Genomic DNA, 23,826 nt, shown 5'->3' with positions numbered 1-23,826 from the left:
TGCTAACGCAAATCTATCTATTCGATATAAAAAGAAAGATTTGTGAGTCAACATTGCGTTATAAAATGAAGACTCAGTGAAAGGAGGTGAATGGAGTGGATAATATTTTGGATAAAGTTATTGATATTGTAGCAGAAGAATTAGCAGTTGACAGAGATGAAGTTACTGAAGACTCTTCATTTATAGAAGATCTTGGAGCAGATTCTTTAGATGTTGTAGAATTAGTTATGGCATTTGAAGAAGAATTTGATGTAGAAATTCCTGATGAGGATGCTGAAAATATTCGCACAGTTGAGGATGCTGTAAGTTATTTAGAAGATATTCTTTAATAAATAATGACGGATGAGGCTCCCACTGTGGAGTTTTCATCCCTTTTTATTATTTTTATGGATGGTGATATATAAAATGAATCAGTTGTTTAATCAAAGTATAATAAACGAATTTGAGGATTCTTTAGACTTAAATTTTAACAATAAAATTTTGGTCCAGAGAGCTTTGACTCACAAATCATTTCCGAATGAAAACAGAAATTTGAAGTTAAAGGACAATGAAAGATTAGAATTTTTAGGAGACTCGGTCTTAAGTCTTTCTGTCAGCACCTATATTTTTAACAAGTTTTCAGATTTTCCAGAAGGTGAATTAGCAAAAATGAGAGCAGTAATTGTTAGTGCACCTATTTTAGCAGATGTTGCTAAAAGAATTGATTTAGGGAAATATGTCTTTTTAGGCAAGGGAGAAGAAATGACAGGTGGTAGAGAAAGAGATTCTATACTGGCAGATACAATGGAAGCAATTTTTGGTGCTTTATATCTTGATCAGGGTTTTACAGCAGCTGCAGATTTTATTCTAGATTTATTGAAGGTTGATATTATAAATGTAGCAGCAGGTAATCATATCCAGGATTATAAGACAATGCTGCAGGAAGTAATTCAAGAAAATGGCAGTGACCGACCTGAATATGAAGTTGTAGACGAAGAAGGTCCAGATCACAATAAGACCTTTGTAGTAGCTGTAAAATTAAATGAAGATAGTCTTGGTTCTGGACAGGGATCAAGTAAAAAGGAAGCTGAACAGGAAGCAGCAAAAGTTGCTTTAGATAAACTGAATAAATTAGATTAGCAAATTGGAGGCTTAGAGAATGTATGCAGTTAGAGGAGCAATTAGTGTTAAAGCTAATGAAGAGCAATATATAGCAGAAGCTACAAAAAAGTTAACAAAATCTTTAATGCAGGAAAACAATTTAGCAGAAGCGGATTTAATAAGTATCATAACTACTGCAACTGATGATTTGACTAAACTTTATCCCGGTAAAGCTATTAGAGAATTGGGCTATAATTCAACTCCTATTTTATGTATGCAGGAAATGAAGGTTGAAAATAGTAGTGAAAAAATGATAAGATTATTAGTGTATGTTGAAGGGACTAAAGCTAAAACTGAAGTAAAACATCAATATTTGGAAAAAGCTAGAAAATTAAGGCCTGATTTAGTCAAATAAGTTGGATAAATATATATTAAAAGGTGAGACAAAGTTGATGAAAAATGTTATAGCAATTGATGGCCCGGGTGGAGCTGGTAAGAGTACAATTGCAAAGCTCTTGGCAAAAAAATTAAATTATCTTCATCTTGATACAGGTGCTATGTACAGGGCTATTACTCTTGCTGCTTTAAAAGAAGATGTTGATTTTAATAACAAGAAACTGCTTACTAAAATAGCTAAAAAGGTCAACATTAGTTTTAATGAAAATGGTGAAATATTTCTAAACAGCAAAAATGTTAGTGAAGAAATAAGAAGTTCTAAGGTAAATGAACATGTTTCTCAAACAGCAGCAGTCAAAGGTGTTAGAGATATCTTAGTCAATAAACAGCAGCAGTTGGCTCGTAATAATAAAGTTGTAATGGATGGGCGAGATATTACAACTGTTGTTTTACCAGAAGCTGAACACAAATTCTTTTTAACAGCTTCGTTAAATGAAAGAGCCAAAAGGCGTTATGAAGAAGTCAAATCAAAGGGTAAAAATGCTGATTTTGAGGAGATTAAAAAAAGCATAGCCCGCAGAGATAAATTAGATAGTGAGCGGAAATACTCTCCCCTAAAGCAGGCTGAAGATGCCGTTTTAATTGATACTACTAACCTTACAATAGATGAGGTTCTTAAAAAAATGATATCGCTTATTAAGGGTGAATCCTAGTGAAAAATTTTATCTATCAATCTATTAGGTTAATTCTTTTAGCTGTTTTTAAAATATTTTTTGGAATTAAAGTCAGAGGTAAGGAAAATTTACCTGCTGAAGGTGGAGTTGTTTTAATGTCAAATCACATAAGTGCTTATGATCCACCATTATTAGCAGCTATATTTTCTAGACCAGTAAGGTTTATGGCTAAAAAAGAATTATTTAAAAATCCTATTATGAGATTTGTCTTATATTTAGCAGATGCTTTTCCAGTTGACCGCAGTAAAAATGATATTACGGCTGTTAAAAATGCTCTATCAGTTATTAGAAACGGTGAGGTGTTAGGAATATTTCCTGAAGGTACAAGAAGGCCTGAAGGGAAATTAGGTACTCCTAAATCAGGCTCGGTTATGCTGGCCATAAAAAGTGGGGCTCCAATTGTTCCGATTGGAATTAAAAATATAAAAAAAGATGGAGTAATTACTGTCAATATTGGTGAACCTTTTACTATGGAGAAGTTTTCTAAAAAAAGATTATCCAAAGAAGAAAGAAAAAAAGCATCTAAATTTATTAAAGATAAAATAAAAAAAGAATTAAATTATAAATAATAGGTACTGATAAGAGCTGATTTATTAAGATTTTTAAATTTTTTTCAATTTCAAGCAGGATTTTCAACTTTGATAGAGAAAAAAGTTTAAAAGATACCCTTGTTTATTTCAGGGTAGATTGAATTTGTTGGTGTTGTGCTGGAAGGAGGTGAAGGTTCTGGAGGTTATTACAGCAGAAGAGGCTGGATTTTGTTTTGGTGTTGAAAGAGCTATTGAAATGGTTCTGGAAGCTGCCGGTGAAAATGAAGAACTTGAAGTCTATACACTGGGGCCGCTGATCCATAATCCACAAGTTGTTGAAAAATTAGAAGCAAAAAATGTGAAAGTTGCCTCTTCACTTGCCGAAATTGATTCTGGGATTGTTATTATCCGTTCTCATGGAGTAGCACCAGAAGTTATAACAGCGGCAAGAGCGAAGAACCTGAAAATTATAGATGCTACCTGTCCCTTTGTTAAAAATGCTCAAAAATATGCCAAACAATTGATAGATGAGGGTTATCAAACATTTATTTATGGAGATGAAGATCATCCTGAAGTTCAGGGCATTTATGGTGCAAGTGATGGAAAAGCAGTTATAATCAGGGACAAAGATGACTTAGAGTCTGTTGAGTTAAAATCTAGAGTGGGATTTATAGCTCAAACAACAAAATCTCCTGAGTCTTTTCGGGAAATTATTAATTTAGTAGTAACTAAAGTTAAAGAGTTAAAAGTTTTTAACACTATTTGTAATACTACAGATGTTCGACAATCTTCAGCTAAAAAATTAGCAGAAGATGTAGATATAATGTTTGTAATTGGGGGTCACAATAGTGCTAACACTACAAGGCTTGCAGAAATTTGTACAGCCACAAACACCCCTACTTATCATATAGAAACAGCCGCTGAAATAGAAAAAGAGTGGCTGTCTGGAAAAAATAAAGTTGGAATTACAGCTGGAGCATCGACTCCAGACTGGTTAATAAGGGAGGTTGTTCAGTTAATGAACGAAGAAAACAAAGAAGTAAATGTTGAGTCAACAGAGAACAATGAGGAAAAAGAAGAACAAGTGGTAGAGGAGGTAGAAGAGCAGGTAGAAGAGGTCGAAGAAACAACTGAAGTTACTGAAGAAACTACAGAGAAAAAGGAAGCTGACGACAGTGAAGAGGCAGCAGAAGCTGAGGAAGAAGAAACAGCAGAAGCTGAAGAAGCTGAAGCAGAAGCTGAATTTAAATATAGCGATAATGATATTGCTGATTTAAGAAAAGGACAGAAAGTAACTGGTACTGTAGTTGAAATTAACGATAATGGTGTTTATGTAGATGTTAATTATAAAACAGATGGATTTATTCCACTGCGCCATTTAAGCCATCGTTCTGTTGAAGATGCTCATGATATTGTAAGTATGGATGATGAAATTGAAGTAGTTATCTTAACTTTAGAAGATGATGAGGGCAATATGATCTTATCTAAAAAGCAAGCAGATTATGAGCAGGCTTGGGAAAAAATCGTTGAGGCATATGAAAATGATGAAATCATTGAAGCTGAAGTTACAAAAGAAGTTAAAGGTGGCCTTGTTGTAGATGTAGGAGTTAGAGGATTTATCCCTGCTTCTCATGTAGCAATTGGTTATGTTGATAATTTAAGTGACTATGTTGGAGAAACTCTTCGTCTAAAAGTAATTGAAGTTGAAAGAGATAACAACAATGTAGTTCTTTCTGCTAAAAAAGTCCTAGAAAAAGAAAGAGCAGCTCAAAAAGAAGAAACTTTAGAAGCTTTAGAAGAAGGACAGACAGTTACAGGTACAGTAACAAAATTAGTTGATTTTGGTGCCTTTATTGACCTTGGTGGCATTGAAGGTCTGCTTCACATTTCTGAAATGTCATGGGGTAGAATTGAGAGTCCAGCTGAAGTTCTTTCTGAAGGTGAAGAAGTTGAAGTTAAAGTTCTTGGAGTTAATAAAGAAGAAGAAAGGATTTCTCTTGGCCTAAAGCAGCTTTTACCTGATCCATGGGAAGAATTTGCTGATAAGCACTATGAAGGAGAAGTTATTGAAGGTAAAATTACTAAATTAGTTGATTTTGGTGCCTTTATGGAAGTTGAAAAAGGTATTGAAGGACTAATTCACATTTCCCAATTATCACACCGCCACGTTAAAACTGCTGATGAAGTAGTTAATGTTGGTGATGTAAGAGAAGCTAAGATTATTAATATTGATGCTGATCAGGAAAGAGTAGGTTTAAGCTTAAAAGAGTTAGAAGAAAAGCCTGAACCTAAGCAGGAATCCAGCAGAAGTTCTCAAAGCTCAAGTAAAAGCGGCAGCTCTAAATCTAAGAGCAGCAGTGATAGTGATGATAGTTCATCATCTGGAGGAGCTACTATTAGAGAAATTGTTGGAGATATTTTTGATCAGGGTGAATAATTAAAAAAGCACCCGCTGTCCAAAATCTGGGCGGCGGGTTTTTTTACGCTTAATGGAGATTATTGCTTAGTTTTCTTAAATATGATATTATCAAGCTTACAGGAGGTAGTTGGAAGATGGTTAAAATTGAAAATGTTATTCCAAATTCTACCGCTGCAAAAGCAGGTTTGAATTCAAAGGATAAAATTATCACTATTAATGGTCAGGAAATTAATGATTATATAGATTATTTGTACCAAATTTCAGAACCAATTATTAGTTTAAAACTAAAAACTAAGGATAATCAAATTAAAAAAATTGAACTGGAAAGAAAACTTGGAGAAGAATTGGGCATAGAATTTAAAGAAATTGTTTTTGATGGTCTTAAGCAGTGTAAAAATAACTGTATTTTTTGTTTTGTTAAACAGCAGCCACAAAATATGAGGTCAAGTTTAAATCAAATGGATGATGATTATCGTTTTTCTTTTTTACAGGGGAGTTTTGTTACTTTAACTAATCTTGAAGCCAAAGAAATTCAAAGGATTATTGATAAAAATTTAAGTCCGATAAATATTTCTGTACATACAACAAACCCTGAATTAAGGGTTGAAATGATGAAAAATCCAAAAGCAGCAGATATTAATCGACTCTTAAAACTTTTTCAGAAAAATAATATTCAATTTCATACTCAAATAGTACTCTGTCCAGAGTATAATGATCAGGAGGAATTGGACAAAACTCTAAAAGATTTATTAGCATTTTATCCCCAGATATTATCAATCGGTATAGTTCCGGTTGGGATTACCAAATATCGAGAGGGGTTGTCAGATCTTAGGACTTTAACTCCAGCAGAAATGCAGGACTCTTTAGCACAAATAGAATACTGGCAGCAAAAATCAAAAAAAATGTATGGGGAAAACATCATTTATGCTGCTGATGAATTTTATTTGAACACAGACTCTGAACTGCCTAATTATCAGGAATATAACGATTTTCCCCAGTTGGAAAATGGAATTGGTCTAACAGCTTTAATGAATCACGAATTAGAAAAAGTTGAGCTACCTGAATTTTTAAGTAAAGTTAAAAATACTGCAGTTATGACTTCAGTTTTAGGAAAGAAATCATTAAGTGAATTTGCAGAAAAGATAAAAAAAATTGATAAGCTTAAGCTTGAGCTGAAAGTTGTTAAAAATGAATTTTTTGGTGAGACCGTTACTGTTACTGGTCTTTTAACTGCTCAAGACTTGAAAAAGAATATAAAAAAAATCAATCCTATAGAATATGACCAAATTTTTATATCAGAGATTGTTTTAAATGATCAAAATAAATTTTTAGATGAACAAACTAAAGAAGAGTTTACTGCCGAATTATCTAATTATAAGATAAAATTTGTAAGTAATTTAAAAGAACTAATGGAGGTGATAAAAAATGGCTAAATCTACAGCTGCAATTGTAGGAAGACCAAATGTAGGAAAATCTACACTTTTTAATAGATTGGTTGGCGGCCGCAGAGCTATAGTAGAAGGTGAGCCAAATGTAACTAGAGATAGAATCTATGGAGAAGCTGAATGGCTTAATAGAAAATTCAATGTTATTGATACTGGAGGAATTGTCCTTCATGATAATGACAAGATTAAAAATCAAATAAAATATCAGGCTGAAGTAGCAATGGAAGAAGCAGATATCATATTATTTGTAGTCGATTCAAGAACCGGGATGACTGGTGTGGATCAGGATATTGCTCAGCTGCTGTATCGAACTAACAAAGAGGTTATTTTAGTAGTAAACAAGGTTGAAGACTTTTCTAATCAGGAAGAAATAAGTTGGGAGTTTTATTCACTTGGATTTGGGGATCCAATTCTTATTTCAGCTGAACATGGTAAAAACACAGGTGAATTATTGGATCAAGTTACTGCAAAACTTCCAGAAGAGGAAGAGACTGAGAAAGATGAGGATAAAATTAATATTGCAGTAATTGGGAAACCTAATGTTGGTAAATCAAGTTTGATTAATCATTTATTGGGTAAAGAAAGAGTTATTGTAAGTGATATGCCGGGTACAACTAGAGATGCTGTTGATACATTGATTGAGTGGAAAGATGTTAAATTTAATTTTATTGATACAGCCGGTTTAAGAAGAAAATCTAAGGTAAAAGAAGATGTGGAATATTATAGTAATTTAAGGGCTTTAAAATCAGTTGATAGATCTGATGCTGTTTTAATGATGATCGATGCCCAACATGGTGTCACAGATCAAGATAAAAAAATAGCTGGTTATGCCCATGATGAGGGTAAGGCAATGGTTATAGCTATTAACAAATGGGATTTAATGGAGAAAGATTCCAAAACAATGGAAAGATATACTGATGAAGTATACTATCAGCTTAAGTTTTTGAATTACGTTCCTGTAACCTATATCTCTGCTTTAACAGGAGAAAGAATTGATGAGCTTTTATCATTATTAGAATTTGTAGTTGATCAAAGTACTCTTAGAATTAAAACAGGTATTTTAAATGAGGTAATCACAGAAGCTGTTCAACTGCGTGAGCCGCCTAGTAGAAAAGGGAAAAGGCTTAAAATTTATTATGCAAGTCAGGTAGGAATTAAAGCTCCGACATTTGTCTTTTTTGTTAATGATCCAAACTTAATGCACTTTGCTTATCAAAGATATTTAGAAAATGTTCTTCGAGAAGCTTTTGGTTATGTTGGGAATCCTATGAAATTTAAACTAAAGCAGCGCAATTAGGGGGTTATTATGAGGATATTTATTGCTATTTTAATCAGTTATTTGATCGGTTCAATTCCATCTGGTTTTCTTCTTACTAAATATGTTATGAAAAAAGATGTTAGGCAGTATGGAAGTGGAAATATTGGAGCCACTAATGTAGCCAGAGTAATGGGGTTAAAATCTGGTATTTTAGTTGCCGTATTTGATATTTTAAAGGGTTATCTTGGAGTGATGGTTGGACAGGCAATATTAGGTGATAATTTAAGTACAGCTATTTTATTTGTTGCTATTGCTGCTATTGCAGGTCATGATTGGTCTATCTTTTTAGGTTTTTCGGGGGGGAAAGGTGTTGCAACAACTTTTGGTGTTATTTTAAGACTTTATCCTTTAGCATTTTTAATTTACGCTTTAATTTGGCTGGCACTTGTTTTAACAACTCGTTATGTTTCTTTAGGATCAATTATTGGCTCAATGTCATTACCTTTAACACTTTATTTTACTTCATTTGCTACCAAACATGTAATTTTTGCGGCTTTATTGTGGCTTTTTGTAATGTACACTCACAGAGCTAATATTAAAAGGCTGCTTAATGGTGAGGAAAATAGAATGGATCCAGAAAATTTAGGAAAGAGTGGTAAAAAGTAATGACAGCAAAAATTGCAGTAATTGGAGCTGGAAGTTGGGGAACGGCTCTGGCCAATTTATTAGCTGAAAACGGAAATCAGGTTAAAATATATGCCAGAGATGCTGAAGTTGTTGGTTCAATTAATGAAGAGAATTATAATTTTAAATACTTTTCAGGATATAAATTAAATAAAAATTTAAAGGCTTCTAATGATTTGGAGGCCTGTTTAGAAAACGTTGAAGTAATTGTTATTTCTGTGCCAACTTCAGCTCTTAAAACTGTTTTAAATGATGCAGGAGCTTTAATTGATCAGGATACTATTATTGTTTCTACCGCTAAAGGGATAGATGAAAAATCTTTTAAAACTAATTCTGAAATGATTAAGGAATTTGGTTTTCAAAATGTAGTTGTTTTATCTGGACCGACTCACGCAGAAGAGGTTATGGAAAAATTACCCACTGCAATAGTATCAGCTGCAGAGAGTAAGGAAAATGCAGAAAAAGTACAGGATTTATTTATGTCTAAATACTTTAGAGTTTATACAAATCCTGATGTAAAAGGAGTTGAACTAGGGGGTGCCTTAAAAAATGTTATTGCTGTGGCCAGCGGTATTTGTGATGGTTTAAATTATGGTGATAATACAAGAGCTGCTTTAATTACAAGAGCTTTAAATGAAATGAGTCATTTTATAAATTATCACGGAGCCAAAACCATGACTCTATCCGGGCTGTCGGGAATGGGAGACCTTGTTGTTACCTGTACGAGTATGCACAGCAGAAATAGACGTTTTGGAATCGAAATTGGTAAAGGTAAAACTCTTGTTGAAGCTAAAAACAAGGTAAAACAGGTTGTAGAAGGAGTTAAAACAGCTAAAGCAATTTATAAATGGTTGAATTCTAAAAATCGAGAGCTTGAAATGCCAATAACTAAAGAGGTTTATCAGGTATTATTTGAAGATAAAGATCCTGAGCAGGCTGTGGAAGAACTAATGCTGCGGAGTAAAAAACACGAAATGGAATCAGTTGTTGATAATTCTTTATGGAATATCTAGAAAAATTATAAATTTTTTCTATGAATAAGCAGGAAATCGCTGTTATAGCGAGAATTAATGAATAATGACAGTAAAAGTTAAAGTTATAAAAGGGGGTGAATTTTATGACTAAGAACGAACTTATTGATGCCGTTGCAGAAAAAACTGGTGTCACAAAAAAGGATACAGGGGAAGTTGTTAATGAAGCTATTGATACTATCATGAATCACTTGAAGTCTGAGGCTAAAAAAGCTGAAGATAAGCGTGATAATGTTCAATTAATAGGTTTTGGTACTTTTGAAGTTAAAGATAGAAGTGCTAGAAAAGGACGCAATCCTCAAACTGGAGAAGAAATTCAGATTCCAGCACGTAAGGTGCCTGTATTTAGAAGTGGTAAATCTTTTAAAGAAACAGTTGACGTTTAATATTTTTTTTACTTATTTGGGGGAACCGGAATATCCGGTTCTTCTTTTTTTATCAAAATTTATTATTTTAAAACAAATGTTAAAAAACTTTTAATGGTTTGCAGGAATGTAAAGAATTAACTAGAAATTAGTAGTATAGTAAGTAGTAGTATAAGCTTAAACACAATATTTAATTTAAAGGGGAGGCAAATAATTTATGGATCAAATTACGGGTGGTTTACAATCAATTATTGCTAATTATGGAATGAAGCTTTTATTAGCTATTATTCTTTTGTTAGTTGGTTTATGGGTGATCAAGTTTGTAGTAAAACTTATTGAAAAAAATATACAGGGAAAATTTGAGAGGACATTGACAAGCTTTTTAATGTCCATTACTCGGGCAGTACTTTTAATTCTATTATTTATTTCTATTGCTTCAACTATTGGAATTGAGGTAGCTTCTTTTGTTGCAGTTTTAGGAGCAGCTTCCTTTGCTGTAGGTTTTGCTTTACAGGGGAGTTTGTCTAACTTTGCTGGCGGAGTAATGCTTTTAATTTTTAGACCGTTTTCTGCAGGAGATACTATTGAAGTATCAGGTTACAAAGGTAAAGTACAGGAAATTCAAATTCTTTATACAATCATGACTACTTTTGACAACAAGAAAATCTTTATACCTAATGGGAATGTAGCAACTGACAGCATTACAAATTATTCAGCTATGGATACTAGAAGAGTTGATTTAACATTTGGTATAGGCTATGATGATGATTTTCATGAAGCAATTTCATTATTAAAAGACCTTGTTTTTAAGCATGAACTTATTCTGGATAATCCCGAGCCAATTATTAGGGTAACTGAACATGCAGGCAGTTCAATTAATATTGCTTGTAAAGTTTGGGTTAAAGGACCTGATTATTGGAATGTTTACTTTGATATGCACGAAGATGTTAAAGATGCCTTTGATGAAGCAGGTATTGGGATTCCTTATCCTCAGCTTGATGTTCATTTTGATGAAGGGACAAAAATTTGTTAGTTAAGAAAAATATAATAGAAAAGATAAATGAGCTTGAAGCTGAAAATGTTTAATTAGAGAATTTAATTAAATTTTAATCATGTTTAAAAGCAGGATATTAGTACTCATTGTTGAATAAATATAGTAGTGAAGAAGTATATTTTTTATAAAATATTAAGGAGGTATTATTTATGTTAAAAGAAAAAGTAGAAAAGGCATTAAACGAACAGATAAATGCTGAATTATATTCAGCATATTTGTACCAATCTATGGCAGCGTATTTTGAAAATAAAAGCCTGGCTGGTTTTGCCCAGTGGATGGATCGGCAGGCTGATGAAGAGATGATTCATGCACGAAAGATTTATGATTTTATAAATGAAAGAGGAGGCAGAGTTATTTTAAGTGGAATTGAAAAGCCTAAGAATGAATGGAATTCTAACCTAGAAGTTTTTGAAGATTCTTTGGCCCATGAAGAAAAGATTACTGCAATGATTAATAAATTGGTTTCATTAGCAGATGAAGAAAAAGACTATGCAACTAAATCTTTTTTAAAGTGGTTTGTTGATGAACAGGTTGAAGAAGAAGATTCTGTTGGAGAAATTGTAGATAAACTAAAATTGGTTGGAGATTCTACACAGGGTCTATTTATGATGGATGATAAACTTGCTGAAAGAAAGAAAACAAATGCTGCAGAAGAAAGTGTAGAGTAATTAATATTTAAATATAGCAATTAATAATATAGAGATATGCCTATTAGATAAGGCATATCTCTATCTATTAATTATGACGGGGGTTTTGAAATGGGCTTATTTGATAAAATAAAATCAATTTTTAATGGTAATGGTGGTAGTCAATCTAATTTAATTGATATTTACATTGAAGATGATAAATGTGGAAACCAGATGAAACTTATCTTCAGAAAAAATTATGATATCCCAAAAGTTTATGAAGATAATAGAGAAGCTGCCTATGAAGTAAAAAAAGTTGTTGTCTGCGATAGTTGTTATAATAAAATTGATCTTCATTTAGAATTTGATAAGCAATATAATATTATAAATCAGGAAGTTGATCAAGGAAAGATTATAGCTAAAGCGGAGTTTGAAAATAATCAATTTCTGGAGTGATGACCTTGCATAATCTACCAAACTATATTACCCTTGCTAGAATATTATTAATTCCAGTATATTTATATTATTTTATTCAGGGAAATTTGGCAGCAGCAGCTTTCTTTTTTGCTCTTTCAGCAATTACAGATTTTGTGGATGGTTTTATTGCTCGAAAATATAATTTGGAATCTAAGGTCGGCAAGTTATTAGATCCTTTAGCTGATAAGATTACAATTATTAGTATTTTGCTGGTTTTGATTTATTTAAATATTATACCAAGAATGCTTTCCTATGTAATTTTAGCAAGAGAAATTTTTATATTTTTATCCGGAATTATAACTTATATTTATGGTCTTAACTTTATTAATCCAAGTTTTATTGGCAAATTGTCTATTGCTCTTTTATATTTGGCAATAGCTTTAAAATTATTAAATATAAATTATTTTGGTAATTTGTTATTTTATATTGTGATACCAATTAATATATATTCTGCTGTAGATTATTCTATCAAAGCTTACAAAAGAATTTTTAAATAAATTTTGATTAATTTTGAAAGGATGTACACTTTGAGAATTTTAATAAAAAATATTGATGAAATACACAGCTCTGGTACTAAAGTTAGGCAGGAGCAGTTTATTTTAATAGAAGATAATAAAATAAAAAGAATAGATAAGATGACAAAAATTGATGAAATAAGTGATTATGACCGGATTATTGATGCTGATGGTATGATAGCTCTGCCCGGGTTTATAAATACCCACACTCATGCTGCTATGACCCTGATGAGAGCTTATGCTGACGATATGCCCCTGGATCAGTGGCTTCAGAATAAAATCTGGCCTTTTGAAAGCAAAATAAAGCCTGATGATATATACTGGGGAACAGCATTAGCAGTTGTTGAAATGATTAAAACCGGCACAACCACTTTTTCAGATATGTATTTTGCAGTAGATAAAATTGCTGAAATAGTTGATCAAAGTGGGATGAGAGCTGTTTTATCCGAAGGTCTAATTGAAGCTAATGATGGGCAGGAGGGTTTAAAGAAATCTTTGAATTATGCTTTAAAATATAATAATAGTGCTGAAGGTAGGATTAAAACAATGATGGCTCCACATGCACCTTATACCTGTGGTCGAGACTATCTGCTGCAGATCAAGGAGCTGGCCCGAGAAAATAATTTAGGACTGCATATTCATCTTTCAGAAAGCAAAAATGAGGTTAATAATTTTCTGCAGCAGTATCAAAAATCACCCATTAAATACTTAGCCGATTTAGATTTTTTTGATGATAATCATATACTGGCAGCTCATTGTGTGCATTTAGAAGCAGGAGATTTGGAAATCTTAAAAGAAAAAAATGTACATGTAGCTCACAATCCAATGAGTAATGCTAAGCTTGCAAATGGAATTGCACCTGTTCGAGAATATTTAAAAAATGGGATCAATGTTGCTTTAGGTACTGATGGTGTTTCAAGTAATAATTCTTTGGCTATGCTCAAAGAAGCAAAAATGGCTTCATACCTGCAGAAAATAAAGTATCAAGATCCGACAGCAGTTGATACTAAATCTATGCTAAAAATTTTAACTGTAAATGGAGCAGAAGCATTGGGCATTAAAAAACTTGGACTGCTGGAGGAAAATCAGCTGGCTGATTTATTATTAATTGACACAAAAAAAGATAGTTTTTTCTATCCCCATCATAACAATTTATCAAATTTATTTTATGCAGCAGACAGCCGCAGTATTGACACAGTAATTATAGATGGCAAAGTAATAATGGAAAGTTCAGAACTTAAAAGACTTGATCAGGAAAAAATATTCTATGAAGCCGAAAAAAGAGCATTAAAAATTGCAGCGAATTTTAATTAGGTTGAATCTTTACTTAGTTACTGTAATTAAATTTAAAAATTTGAAAGGAGAAAATTATGAGTAAAACTATTAGGTTTTTTCTCTCCATTTTTGTTATAGCAGCAATTGTATTAATCTTTTTTCTAACCACAGGGGCTAATATTTATACGGATTGGCTTTGGTTTAAAGAACTAAATTTTGAAAAAACATTTACAATTATGTTTTTATCCAATTTTATTCTAAGGGTTCTAGTTGGAGCGATTTTTGCAGCTTTAATTTATCTGAATTTACATTTTACTAAGAAACCGATTATCAATTATATAAAGATTAGAAGTAATAACCAAGTTGAAAATCTCTTTGGCGAGGAAAGAAATCAAATTTTTGATTGGCTTAACAAAAAAAGACTAAATTTAGCTTATCTATTTGCCAGTTTGATTTTTGGATTTTTATTTTCTTCAATTTCTAGTGAAAGCTGGAAGATGGTTTTAAAGTTTTTCAACAAAACAGAATTCAATACACTTGATCCAATCTTTAATAATGATATTTCATTTTATGTTTTTTCACTTCCGTTTTATTCATTTTTGCGCGAAATGGGAATGGTAGTAGTAGTAATTTCTTTAATTTTGGTTGGAACTATTTATATGATTTTTACCGGAATTCATTCAGTTAGCGAAATTTCGTCTAAATTAAGCAGTAGAGCTAAAAAGCATATGTCAATCCTAATCTTTGTCTTTTTACTTTTCAAAGCCTGGGATTACAGGTTGAAAATGTACGATATTTTATTTTCTCCTACTGGAGTAGTCTTTGGAGCCGGTTATACAAATGTCAATGCTGACCTATTAGGCTATAAAATTTTATTTGTAACAGTTATTTTTGTGGCACTCGCTGTGCTATACAGTTTATTTAAAAATAATTATAAACCTCTGGTCTGGGGTATTGGAGCCTGGATTATACTTTCAATTGTTTTTACAGGAGTATACCCCGCTTTTATGCAGCAGTACAGGGTCGAACCAAATGAAATTAATTTAGAAAAAGAATATATTAAAAATAATATTGAAATGACTCAGAAAGCTTATCAGCTTGACAGTGTTCAGACAAAAGATTTCGAAATTTCTCAGACTGAATTAACCTATGCTGAATTGATGGAATATGAAACAGTGGTTAATAATATTAGGCTCCAGGATTATCGTCCTTTAAAAACCACTTATAACCAGATTCAGGCTTTGAGGCAGTATTATACTTTTGAAGATATTGATGTTGACCGCTATCAGTTAGGTGATAATTATACTCAGGTTATGCTGGGGGCAAGGGAATTAGATCAGAATGCACTGGCTTCACAGGCTCAAACCTGGGTTAATAAGACATTAAAATATACTCATGGACTGGGATTTGCAATGAGTCCTGTTGGTAAAGTTAGAGAGAACGGTCTGCCTGAGTTTTTAGTTCAGGATATTCCTCCTATATCAAATAGTGAACACATTACTTTAGATAACAATTCAATTTATTATGGAGAAAAAACAAATAATTATGTAATTGTTAATACAGACCAAACTGAATTTCACTATCCAATGGGTTCTCAAAATGTATTTACTCAATATGAGGGTACAGGTGGAGTAAAGATTACAAACTTATTCAGAGAAGCTATCTATGCACTTAAATTTGGTACGCTGAAAATGATTTTATCGAATGACATCAATGATCAAAGTCAGATAATGTACGAACGTAATATTCATCAGCGGGTAAGAAAAGCAGCCCCATTTTTAAAGTATGATAGCGATCCCTATCTTGTTCACGCTGAGGGTCAATTATACTGGATTTATGATGCCTATACGACTACTGGACTTTATCCCTATTCTCAACCTTTTAATAGGAGCGATAATTATATTCGGAATTCAATAAAAGTTGTGGTAGATGCCTACAATGGCACCCTGGATTATTATTTAATGGATGAGAATGATCCTATTGCTGTCACCTACAGCAAGATTTTTGATGACTTATTTAAATCTGCTGACCAGATGCCTGAGTCACTCAAACAGCATATTCGTTATCCCCAGGATTTATTTAAAATTCAGTCTAATATTTATAGTACCTATCATATGAATGACCCTGTGGTTTATTATAATCGCGAAGATGTCTGGGCTATTCCTCAGGAAAACTACCAGGGTTCAACGATTCCGGTAGAGCCTTATTATTTAATGAATCAGCTGCCTGGAGAAAAAGAAGCAGAATTTACTTTAATGACTCCTTTTACCCCAGCCAACAGAAATAATATGGTTGCCTGGATGGCAGCTCGTAATGACAGAGAAAATTATGGAGAATTATTCACCTATAGATTCCCTAAAGACCAGCTTGTATATGGACCAAGTCAGATTGAATCTAGAATTGATCAGGAATCAGAAATTTCAAGAATGCTTACTTTATGGAGTCAGAGGGGTTCTAGTGTAATTAGAGGTAATCTGCTTGTAATTCCAATTAATAATAGTGTTCTCTATGTTGAACCGATCTTTTTGCAGGCTGAAAATGGAGGTATTCCTGAAATGATTCGAGTTATAGTTGCTCATAAAAACGAGATTATTATGCGGGAAAATTTACAGGAGGCTCTAACTGCATTACTAAAAAGTGATAAAAGTTCAGCAGTTCCAGAAGAAGAGATAGAGCAGGTACAGCAGTTTACAGAAAAAGGTCAACCAGGGCAAGCAGGAACAGCTTCTGAACCTACACAACCTTCTCAAGTAGAACAGGGAATGGGAACTATTACTTCTACCAACAGTTCTGAACTGATTCAAGAAGCCAACAACCTTTATCAGCAGGCACAGCAAGCTCTGCAAAATGGTGACTTTGCAGCTTATGGTGAAATAATAACTGATTTAGGGAAAGTTTTAAACCAATTAAGCAGAATAGGAGAGTAAATGTCTATGAATGACTTAGAATTTAAAGTATATGAGAACAGATTCAATACCCATCATTTAGCAACAGATAAATTTAAAACAAATCTAATTCAAATATATTTCATGCTGCCTCTTGTAAGCGAAAAAGAGGCAGCCATGAATGCCTTGATCCCATATATTTTAGAGAGAGGTTCCCAAAAATATAAGGACAATCAGATAATAAAAACTGAACTAGAAAATTTATACGGATCTAATATGAGTTCCAATATTTTAAAAAGAGGAGAAAATCAAATTTTAAGATTTTCTTTAGAAATAGTTAACGAAAAGTTTTTAACTCATAAAAGCAATTTAACAGAAAATGCCTTTGAGCTTCTAAATGATGTAATTTTTAATCCTGTAGTTGAAGCTGGAAAGTTTAAACAAAATTATTTTGAGCAGGAAAAAGAAATTTTAAAGCAGGATATTTTGTCATTGATCAATGATAAATATAATTTTACAGTTGAAAATTGTCTGCAGAAAATGTGCAGAAATGAAAAATATAGAATTTATAAAATGGGCTCAGTCTCTGCTCTAGCAGAAATAACAAATCAGGAACTTTATAATCATTATCAAAAAATTATTAATGAAGCAAAAAGATCGCTGTTTTTAATTGGTGATTTTAAAAGTGCTTTTGTTGAGCAGACACTCACTAAAACTAAGCTGAGTGCTGGAACAGATATTTTTGATGAGAACACTGAAGTGGTTTACCGTGATAAGGAAGTTGACTTTTATGATCAGCAAATGAAAGTTAATCAGGCCAGATTGTCTATGGGTTTTAGGACTGGAATTACTAGGAAAGACCAAGATTACTACTCACTTTTAGTTTTCAATAGTTTAATCGGAGGCTCAACTCATTCTAAATTATTTAGAGAAATTAGAGAAAAGAGAAGTTTAGCTTATTATGTCAGTTCATCTATTGAGACTACTAAAGGTTTATTATTAATCAACAGTGGTATCAATGCTGAAAACCAGGCGGAAGTTGTAGAACTGGTTAAAAAAGAAATTAATTCAGCAGCTGAGGGTGACTTCAGTCAGGAAGATTTTATACGCTCTAAAAAGAGTATTATCAACCATTTGAAACAGGATTTAGACAGCAATCGTGCTCTTTCTGCTCATTATCTTTTAAGCCTGGTTAATAACAAAAGAGAGTCAATCAAAAAAACTATTGCCGAGGTAGAAAAAGTCAAAATAGATGACATAATTAATGCTGCTGAAAAGTTGAAATTAGACACTGTATACTTATTGAAAAGTGAGGGCTGATAAATTTGGAAAATATTTATAATAAGATAATGGATGAAAGATTAGTGAAAACTAAATTGGATAATGGTCTAAATGTATATATATTTCCTAAAAAGGATTATGTTAAACAATACGCAATGCTTTCCGTAAATTTTGGCTCAAATGATATTGAATTCATTGATGTCAAAAATGGACGTAAAAGAAATATGCCTTTAGGAATTGCTCATTTTTTAGAGCATCAACTTTTTGAAGATAAGGAAAAGAGTATTTTTGATAAGTTTGCTGATCTTGGTGCTTCGGCTAATGCTTATACTAATTTTGACAGTACTAATTATCTTTTTTCAAGCAGCAGCAATTTCGAAGATTCCTTAATTAATTTAATTGAATTTGTTCAGGATCCTTATTTTAGTGAAGAAAATGTAAAAAAAGAACAGGGGATTATTGTGCAGGAAATTAAAATGTATCAGGATAACCCCTATTGGAAATCATATTTTAATCTTTTATCAGCACTATATTCCAAACATCCGGTTAAAAACGATATAGCTGGGACTGAAGAAAGTGTAATGTCAATAACTCCAGAGGATTTATATATTTGTTATTATAATTTTTATCTGCCATCTAATATGGATTTGATTTTAATTGGGGATCTTGAGCCTCAGAAAATAATTAATTTAATCAAAGAAAATCAGGCAAAAAAGCATTTTCCTCATTTCAAAAATCCTGTTAGAATTATTGAGGAAGAACCATCTGCAGTAGCCAAAAAACTAGTAGAAGAAAAAATGAATATTTCGCGACCGATGGTTCAGATCGCCTTTAAAGACCCGGTTACAGGTGAAGAACCTGTTGAAATAATAAAAAAAGAATATATTGTTAATCTTCTTTTAGATATAGTTTTTGGGCGCAGCAGTAAAAACTATAATCAGCTTTTAGAACAGGGTATTATTGACAACAGTTTTTCCAGCACTTATCATAAAAAACCTGATTATGCTTATGTACATCTACATGGGGAAAGTAACAGACCAGATTTAATGCGGGGAAAAATTAAAGATAAATTGGTTGATATTGACCATGATGAAATCAGAGATAATTTTGAGCGGATTAAAAGAAAATACCAGGGGAGTTATATTAGATTATTCAATAACTTTAATCATTTAGCGGCTGAATTTATTAATTACCGTCGTTTGGGAATTGATATTTTCGATTTAGCTTCAATAATTGATAACATCACTCTTCCTGAATTACTGTCTTATTCAGATAAAATATTTAATAAAGATCTAATGGTTGAATCAATAATTATAAATGAGGACTGATTTTTTTGGCTTTTAAGCTTTATAACTTTATTTTTTATATTACAATGGCAGCTTTTGGCTATTTCAATATTTATTTTCAAGATGCAGGGCTTGATTCTTTTCAAATTGGTTTGGTAAATGCTATTCCTAGAATCTTTGCTCTGCTTTTGATGCCATTTTGGGGATTTTTAACCGATTATTTTCATGAAAATAAAAAAGTTCTGTTTATTACCTTAACAGGGACTTTATTGACAGTTATTTTTTTTCCTCAGACAACTTCATTTAAAATTTTAATGCTGCTGATGTTTTTTTATACATTATTTCAAAATCCAATCATTCCTCTTTCTGACAGCCTTTTATTAGATTATCTTGGTGATAAATCCAATCATTATGGTAAGTTTCGACTGTGGGGTTCAGCTGGTTATATGCTTTCGGTTTCTGTAATGGGCTACTTTTTGGAAGCTACTTCTTCTGCCAATTTATTTTATGTTTATGCAGTCATCTTAATTTTATCAATGTTTTTATTAAAATTTCTTCCGAAAAGTGAAAGAGAAATTGAAGTTTTAAATCCGGGAGACTTTAAAAAAATATTTAAAAAAAGAAGGCTGCTTTACTTTTTATTCTTTGTGTTTATTCTGCAGACAGCAATGAATGCAAATTATAGTTATTTTCCTTTATATATTGTGGCACATGGCGGGGGAGAATTTTTAATTGGAGTGGCTTTAACGGTTTCTTCTGCAAGTGAAATTTTAGCATTTTTCTTTTCTGATAGAATCATTAAAGGAAATAAATTCAGCAGTATAATAGTTATTATTAGTATTGGTTTTATTATCCGCTGGCTTCTACTTTCGTTTTTTCCATTCACTCCAATTATATTATTTTCCCAGCTGCTGCATAGTATTACCTTTGGTCTGTTTTTTGCAGTTGGAGTCGACTATGTTGATAAGATAAGTGGAGAAAAGTTTAGAGCGACAGGACAAAACCTTTATGCAGGAGTATTTATGGGTTTAAGTGCTATTTCAGGTAGTTTAATTGGTGGTAAGATTTATCAGCTATCTGGGGGAGAGAGTATGTATTTTTTTTGGGCTTTAGTTTCAGCTGCTGCAGGTATAATTTACAGCCTCTATATATTTAAAAAGGAGAAGGAGTTAAAACTGGATGCAGATTAATAAACTGGTTAAAGAATGTGCTGCTGAGTTAAATATTGATATCTGTAGGGTTACCGATAATCAAAAGTTGGAAACAGAGTTTGAAATTTTAAAAGAAAGAAGTCAGGGTCAATTCTGGCCCCAACCATTTGCTAATCAGAATCTTGAAGAACTGACAACACCGGTTCTGCACTTTCCTAACTTAAAATCAATTATTGCAGCTGCAGTTAGTTATAATCATAATGAAGCTAACCTTTTTTTATCTAATTATGTAACTGTAGAGGATTATCACAGCTATCTGGAAAATAAATTAGAAAAACTGGCATCCCGACTGCAGCAAAAATTAAACTACAGTTTTAACTATAAAATATTTGTTGATCAGGCACCATTTTTAGAAAAAGCTTTAGCCCAAAAAGCTGGTCTTGGTTTTATCGGCAAAAACACTCTTTTAATTAACCCTAAGCTAGGCTCAAATTTATTTTTAGGAGAGATTTTTACAGATTTAGAAATAGCAGTAGATCAGCCTTTAGATCTTGACTGCGGCAGCTGCAGACTCTGTCTTGAAAGCTGTCAGGTTCAGGCACTTAAAGAAGCTAATCTGCTGGCTGCTGAGGATTGTACTGCTTATTTAACTCAAAAAAAAGGAATACTTACAGAATCAGAAATTAAAAAAATTGGCCACCATATCTGGGGTTGTGATGATTGTAAAGATGTCTGTCCTTATAATAAGAAAAGTAAAGCCTCTGCAGCCAAAAAACTTCAATTTTTTAATAAAAATCTAGAATATTTTCTTAATTTAGAAAGCAAAGAAGTGCCTGCAGAATTAGATAATACAGCTGTAACTTGGAGGGGCAGCAGAATTTTACTTCGTAATGCAATGCTGGCAGCAGCTAATTTAAAAGAAAAAAGATTTTTTAATAAAATTAAACAAAAATTAAATGATAATTCTCCGATAATTCGTTATTATGCAGCTTATTCTCTGCTTAAAATTGATTTCAAAAAGGCGAAAAAGATTGTAAAAGAATATCTCAATCAGGAACAAAATAGTGAATATAAAAATAAAATAAAGAAGATTTTAGTTTCAGAGGAGGATAATAATGGATCTTAAAGTGGACAATGAAAAACTGAAAGTTATTGAAAAAAGCAGTATCGAAAATATAATAGCTGAAACCAGCCTTGAAAACAAAAAAGATATAATGGCTGTTATTATTGAAAATGAAGTTTATGATTTAACCGAAGAACTTGATCGAGACGCTGAACTGAAAACAGTTAATATTGCCTCAGAATTAGGAAATAGAATTTACAGAAGAAGTCTCTATTTTGTAATGGCAAAGGCAATTTATGAATTATTTCCAGAAACTATTTTAAAAATTGAAATTTCAATTAGCAATGGGATTTATTGTGAACTGGAAAATAAGCCAAGTTTGAGCAAAAGTGATTTAAATAAGCTAAAAATAAGAATGCAGGAGATAATTGATGCTGATTATAAAATTAAAAAACATAAATTAAAAAAAGAAAAAGTTTTAGAAATAATTGCTCAGGAAAACTGTGCTTTCAGGCGAGAGCTGCTGGAGCAGCAGGACAAGGATTATTATACTTTATATGAATTAGATGGTTACTATGACTATTTTTACTACAATATGGTTCCTTCAACTTCATATTTAAAAAAATTTGATTTACATTTAAGGATTCCAGGATTTGTACTGCTTTTTCCAAAATTTTTTACTAATAAAGAGCTTCCTAAATTTAAAGAACAGCCAAAACTTGCAAATGTATTTTTAGAATATGAACGGCTTGGGAAAATTTTAGGTGTTAATAATGTTGCAGAATTAAATCAGTGTATTGAAGCCAACGAATACAATGAATTAATTAGAATTGCAGAAGCCTTACACGAGAAAAAAATTGCAGAAATAGCAGATCGAATTAAAAGTGGGATGCCCAGAAATAAAATAATTTTAATTGCCGGACCAAGTTCCTCTGGTAAAACAACCTTTACTCATCGTTTATCAACTCAATTAAAAATTAATGGTTTAAGACCAGTTCAAATTTCGGGTGATGATTACTTCGTTAATCGAGAAAATACTCCACTTGACGAAAATGGAGAACCTGATTTTGAATCAATTGAAGCAATAAATTTAGAATTGTTTAATAACCATCTTTTACAGCTGATCCAGGGAGAAGAGGTTGAGCTGCCAAAATTTAATTTTGAAAAAGGAATTAGAGAAAACAGCGGTAAGTTTTTAAAATTGGATGATGATCAGCCAATCTTAATTGAGGGGATTCATGGTCTTAATGATATAATGACCGAAGTAATTCCTCAGGATTTAAAATTCAAAATTTATATTAGTGCTCTAACTCAGCTGAATATTGACTGTCATAATAGGATTCCAACAACAGATACTCGTTTAATTAGGAGAGTTGTAAGAGATAATCAATATCGAGGTTTATCAGCTGCCGATACTTTAAATTTATGGCAGAGTGTTCGTCGGGGTGAGGAAGAAAATATTTTTCCTTATCAGGAAAATGCAGATGTGATGTTTAATTCTGCTTTAATCTATGAACTATCTGTCTTAAAAAATTATGTTGAGCCCTTATTAAAACAGATAGATAAAACAAATAAAAATTATCATCAGGCACAACGGCTGCTTGAAATTCTGAGTAATTTTAAAGCTATACCTGATAATGAAGTTCCATTTACCTCAATTTTAAGAGAGTTTACCGGCATGAGCGTTTTTAGAGAGAAATAGCTTTATATTTTTTCTAATCTCATCCCAGTTATTAACCTTAGTGATTTTACTGTTACCATCAAAATCATAGTTATGATACTTACTGACCAGGAAAACCGGAATATCCTTAGCTGCAATCTCTAGTGCGTTTTCTTTCTTATCATCAATAAATAAAGAAATATTTTTTTTAACAGCTAAGGGAGCCTTATTATGCTCATGATGCAGCTCATGATAGGGAATCCCATGTTTAGCTAACCATTTTTCAGTTAGAGGACGATGTTCTTCATGGCGGGCTGTGATTAAGATTAAGCGGTGACCTTCCTGATATAGTTCATTCAGTATCTCTTTGGCCTCAGCCGCTGGTTGAACACTGCTGTATACATCTTCTATTTTTGCCTGAATAAACTCATTTAATTCCTGATTGTTGATTGCAAAAGCCTCTGCTAGATCATAAGTATATTCTTTTAGAGTAATTTCGCGATCAAAAAATTCATTCATTTTTTGCTGCCAGATACTGTTATTATCCGGTCCTTCATCAGTTAAAACTCCATCAATATCAATACCAAAATTGTATTTCATAATTAACACCT

23 protein-coding genes are annotated in these 23,826 nt (G+C 32.2%); 22 read left to right on the top strand and 1 reads right to left on the bottom strand.

The window, feature by feature from the left end:
- Nucleotides 1-104 precede the first annotated feature (104 nt).
- The 22 genes from C7954_RS00465 (at nt 105) to C7954_RS00360 (ending at nt 23,257) form a co-directional block, all read left to right on the top strand.
- Nucleotides 105-329, top strand: a complete 225-nt coding sequence (locus C7954_RS00465; RefSeq protein ID WP_073156347.1) for an acyl carrier protein — start codon at nt 105-107, stop codon at nt 327-329.
- 76 nt (nt 330-405) lie between these two features.
- Complete coding sequence (gene rnc, locus C7954_RS00460; RefSeq protein ID WP_073156066.1) at nt 406-1,119, top strand: ribonuclease III; 714 nt, start codon at nt 406-408, stop codon at nt 1,117-1,119.
- 19 nt (nt 1,120-1,138) lie between these two features.
- Nucleotides 1,139-1,495 (top strand): chorismate mutase, encoded by a 357-nt coding sequence (aroH, locus tag C7954_RS00455; protein WP_073156063.1) that lies wholly within the window; start codon nt 1,139-1,141, stop codon nt 1,493-1,495.
- Between the two features lie 37 nt (nt 1,496-1,532).
- Nucleotides 1,533-2,189, top strand: coding sequence for a (d)CMP kinase (cmk, locus tag C7954_RS00450; protein WP_073156060.1), 657 nt, complete (start codon nt 1,533-1,535; stop codon nt 2,187-2,189).
- The gene (locus tag C7954_RS00445; RefSeq protein ID WP_081374481.1) at nt 2,189-2,779 is read left to right on the top strand and encodes a lysophospholipid acyltransferase family protein; all 591 of its coding nucleotides are present in this window, start codon (nt 2,189-2,191) and stop codon (nt 2,777-2,779) included. The genes cmk and C7954_RS00445 overlap by 1 nt, the downstream gene beginning before the upstream one ends.
- Before the next feature lie 148 nt (nt 2,780-2,927).
- Nucleotides 2,928-5,177 (top strand): bifunctional 4-hydroxy-3-methylbut-2-enyl diphosphate reductase/30S ribosomal protein S1, encoded by a 2,250-nt coding sequence (locus tag C7954_RS00440; protein ID WP_134058405.1) that lies wholly within the window; start codon nt 2,928-2,930, stop codon nt 5,175-5,177.
- A gap of 62 nt (nt 5,178-5,239) precedes the next feature.
- Entirely contained in the window at nt 5,240-6,592 is a 1,353-nt protein-coding gene (locus C7954_RS00435) for a DUF512 domain-containing protein (protein ID WP_276330778.1), read from the top strand.
- Complete coding sequence (gene der / locus C7954_RS00430; protein WP_073156052.1) at nt 6,585-7,901, top strand: ribosome biogenesis GTPase Der; 1,317 nt, start codon at nt 6,585-6,587, stop codon at nt 7,899-7,901. The genes C7954_RS00435 and der overlap by 8 nt, the downstream gene beginning before the upstream one ends.
- Nucleotides 7,902-7,910: 9 nt before the next feature.
- A complete protein-coding gene (plsY, locus tag C7954_RS00425; protein ID WP_081374480.1) occupies nt 7,911-8,528 on the top strand; it encodes a glycerol-3-phosphate 1-O-acyltransferase PlsY in 618 nt (205 codons plus the stop codon).
- Nucleotides 8,528-9,559, top strand: a complete 1,032-nt coding sequence (locus tag C7954_RS00420; protein WP_089722682.1) for an NAD(P)H-dependent glycerol-3-phosphate dehydrogenase — start codon at nt 8,528-8,530, stop codon at nt 9,557-9,559. Before plsY ends, C7954_RS00420 begins: the two co-directional genes overlap by 1 nt.
- A gap of 104 nt (nt 9,560-9,663) precedes the next feature.
- Nucleotides 9,664-9,963, top strand: a complete 300-nt coding sequence (locus C7954_RS00415; protein ID WP_073156043.1) for an HU family DNA-binding protein — start codon at nt 9,664-9,666, stop codon at nt 9,961-9,963.
- A gap of 196 nt (nt 9,964-10,159) precedes the next feature.
- The gene (locus C7954_RS00410) at nt 10,160-10,975 is read left to right on the top strand and encodes a mechanosensitive ion channel family protein (RefSeq protein WP_073156040.1); all 816 of its coding nucleotides are present in this window, start codon (nt 10,160-10,162) and stop codon (nt 10,973-10,975) included.
- Between the two features lie 170 nt (nt 10,976-11,145).
- Nucleotides 11,146-11,664 (top strand): ferritin, encoded by a 519-nt coding sequence (locus C7954_RS00405; RefSeq protein ID WP_134058399.1) that lies wholly within the window; start codon nt 11,146-11,148, stop codon nt 11,662-11,664.
- A gap of 90 nt (nt 11,665-11,754) precedes the next feature.
- A complete protein-coding gene (locus C7954_RS00400) occupies nt 11,755-12,078 on the top strand; it encodes a hypothetical protein (RefSeq protein WP_073156035.1) in 324 nt (107 codons plus the stop codon).
- Nucleotides 12,078-12,596 carry a CDP-diacylglycerol--glycerol-3-phosphate 3-phosphatidyltransferase gene (gene pgsA / locus C7954_RS00395; RefSeq protein WP_223174454.1) on the top strand — a complete coding sequence of 173 codons (519 nt, stop codon included), beginning with the start codon at nt 12,078-12,080 and terminating at the stop codon, nt 12,594-12,596. Before C7954_RS00400 ends, pgsA begins: the two co-directional genes overlap by 1 nt.
- 30 nt (nt 12,597-12,626) lie before the next feature.
- Nucleotides 12,627-13,928 (top strand): amidohydrolase, encoded by a 1,302-nt coding sequence (locus C7954_RS00390; RefSeq protein ID WP_134058397.1) that lies wholly within the window; start codon nt 12,627-12,629, stop codon nt 13,926-13,928.
- Between the two features lie 56 nt (nt 13,929-13,984).
- On the top strand, nt 13,985-16,816 hold the full coding sequence (locus tag C7954_RS00385) for a UPF0182 family membrane protein (RefSeq protein WP_134058394.1): 2,832 nt from the start codon (nt 13,985-13,987) through the stop codon (nt 16,814-16,816).
- A 6-nt stretch (nt 16,817-16,822) separates the two neighbouring features.
- Entirely contained in the window at nt 16,823-18,094 is a 1,272-nt protein-coding gene (gene yfmF, locus C7954_RS00380) for an EF-P 5-aminopentanol modification-associated protein YfmF (RefSeq protein WP_073156342.1), read from the top strand.
- A gap of 5 nt (nt 18,095-18,099) precedes the next feature.
- Nucleotides 18,100-19,383 carry an EF-P 5-aminopentanol modification-associated protein YfmH gene (yfmH, locus tag C7954_RS00375; protein ID WP_134058391.1) on the top strand — a complete coding sequence of 428 codons (1,284 nt, stop codon included), beginning with the start codon at nt 18,100-18,102 and terminating at the stop codon, nt 19,381-19,383.
- A gap of 5 nt (nt 19,384-19,388) precedes the next feature.
- Nucleotides 19,389-20,531: an MFS transporter gene (locus tag C7954_RS00370; protein ID WP_089716455.1), complete on the top strand. Its 1,143-nt coding sequence runs from the start codon at nt 19,389-19,391 to the stop codon at nt 20,529-20,531.
- A complete protein-coding gene (gene queG / locus C7954_RS00365) occupies nt 20,521-21,618 on the top strand; it encodes a tRNA epoxyqueuosine(34) reductase QueG (RefSeq protein ID WP_073156021.1) in 1,098 nt (365 codons plus the stop codon). The genes C7954_RS00370 and queG overlap by 11 nt, the downstream gene beginning before the upstream one ends.
- Nucleotides 21,608-23,257, top strand: a complete 1,650-nt coding sequence (locus tag C7954_RS00360) for a nucleoside kinase (protein ID WP_073156018.1) — start codon at nt 21,608-21,610, stop codon at nt 23,255-23,257. Before queG ends, C7954_RS00360 begins: the two co-directional genes overlap by 11 nt.
- Here C7954_RS00360 and C7954_RS00355 read toward each other — a convergent pair.
- Entirely contained in the window at nt 23,216-23,815 is a 600-nt protein-coding gene (locus tag C7954_RS00355) for a 5' nucleotidase, NT5C type (protein ID WP_073156015.1), read from the bottom strand. The genes C7954_RS00360 and C7954_RS00355 overlap by 42 nt on opposite strands.
- Nucleotides 23,816-23,826 lie beyond the last annotated feature (11 nt).

It is taken from the genome of Halanaerobium congolense, from assembly GCF_004366375.1.
GTDB lineage: Bacteria > Bacillota > Halanaerobiia > Halanaerobiales > Halanaerobiaceae > Halanaerobium > Halanaerobium congolense.
Note: the sequence above shows the minus strand (reverse complement) of the source record. Positions and strands in the feature narration are given on the sequence as shown.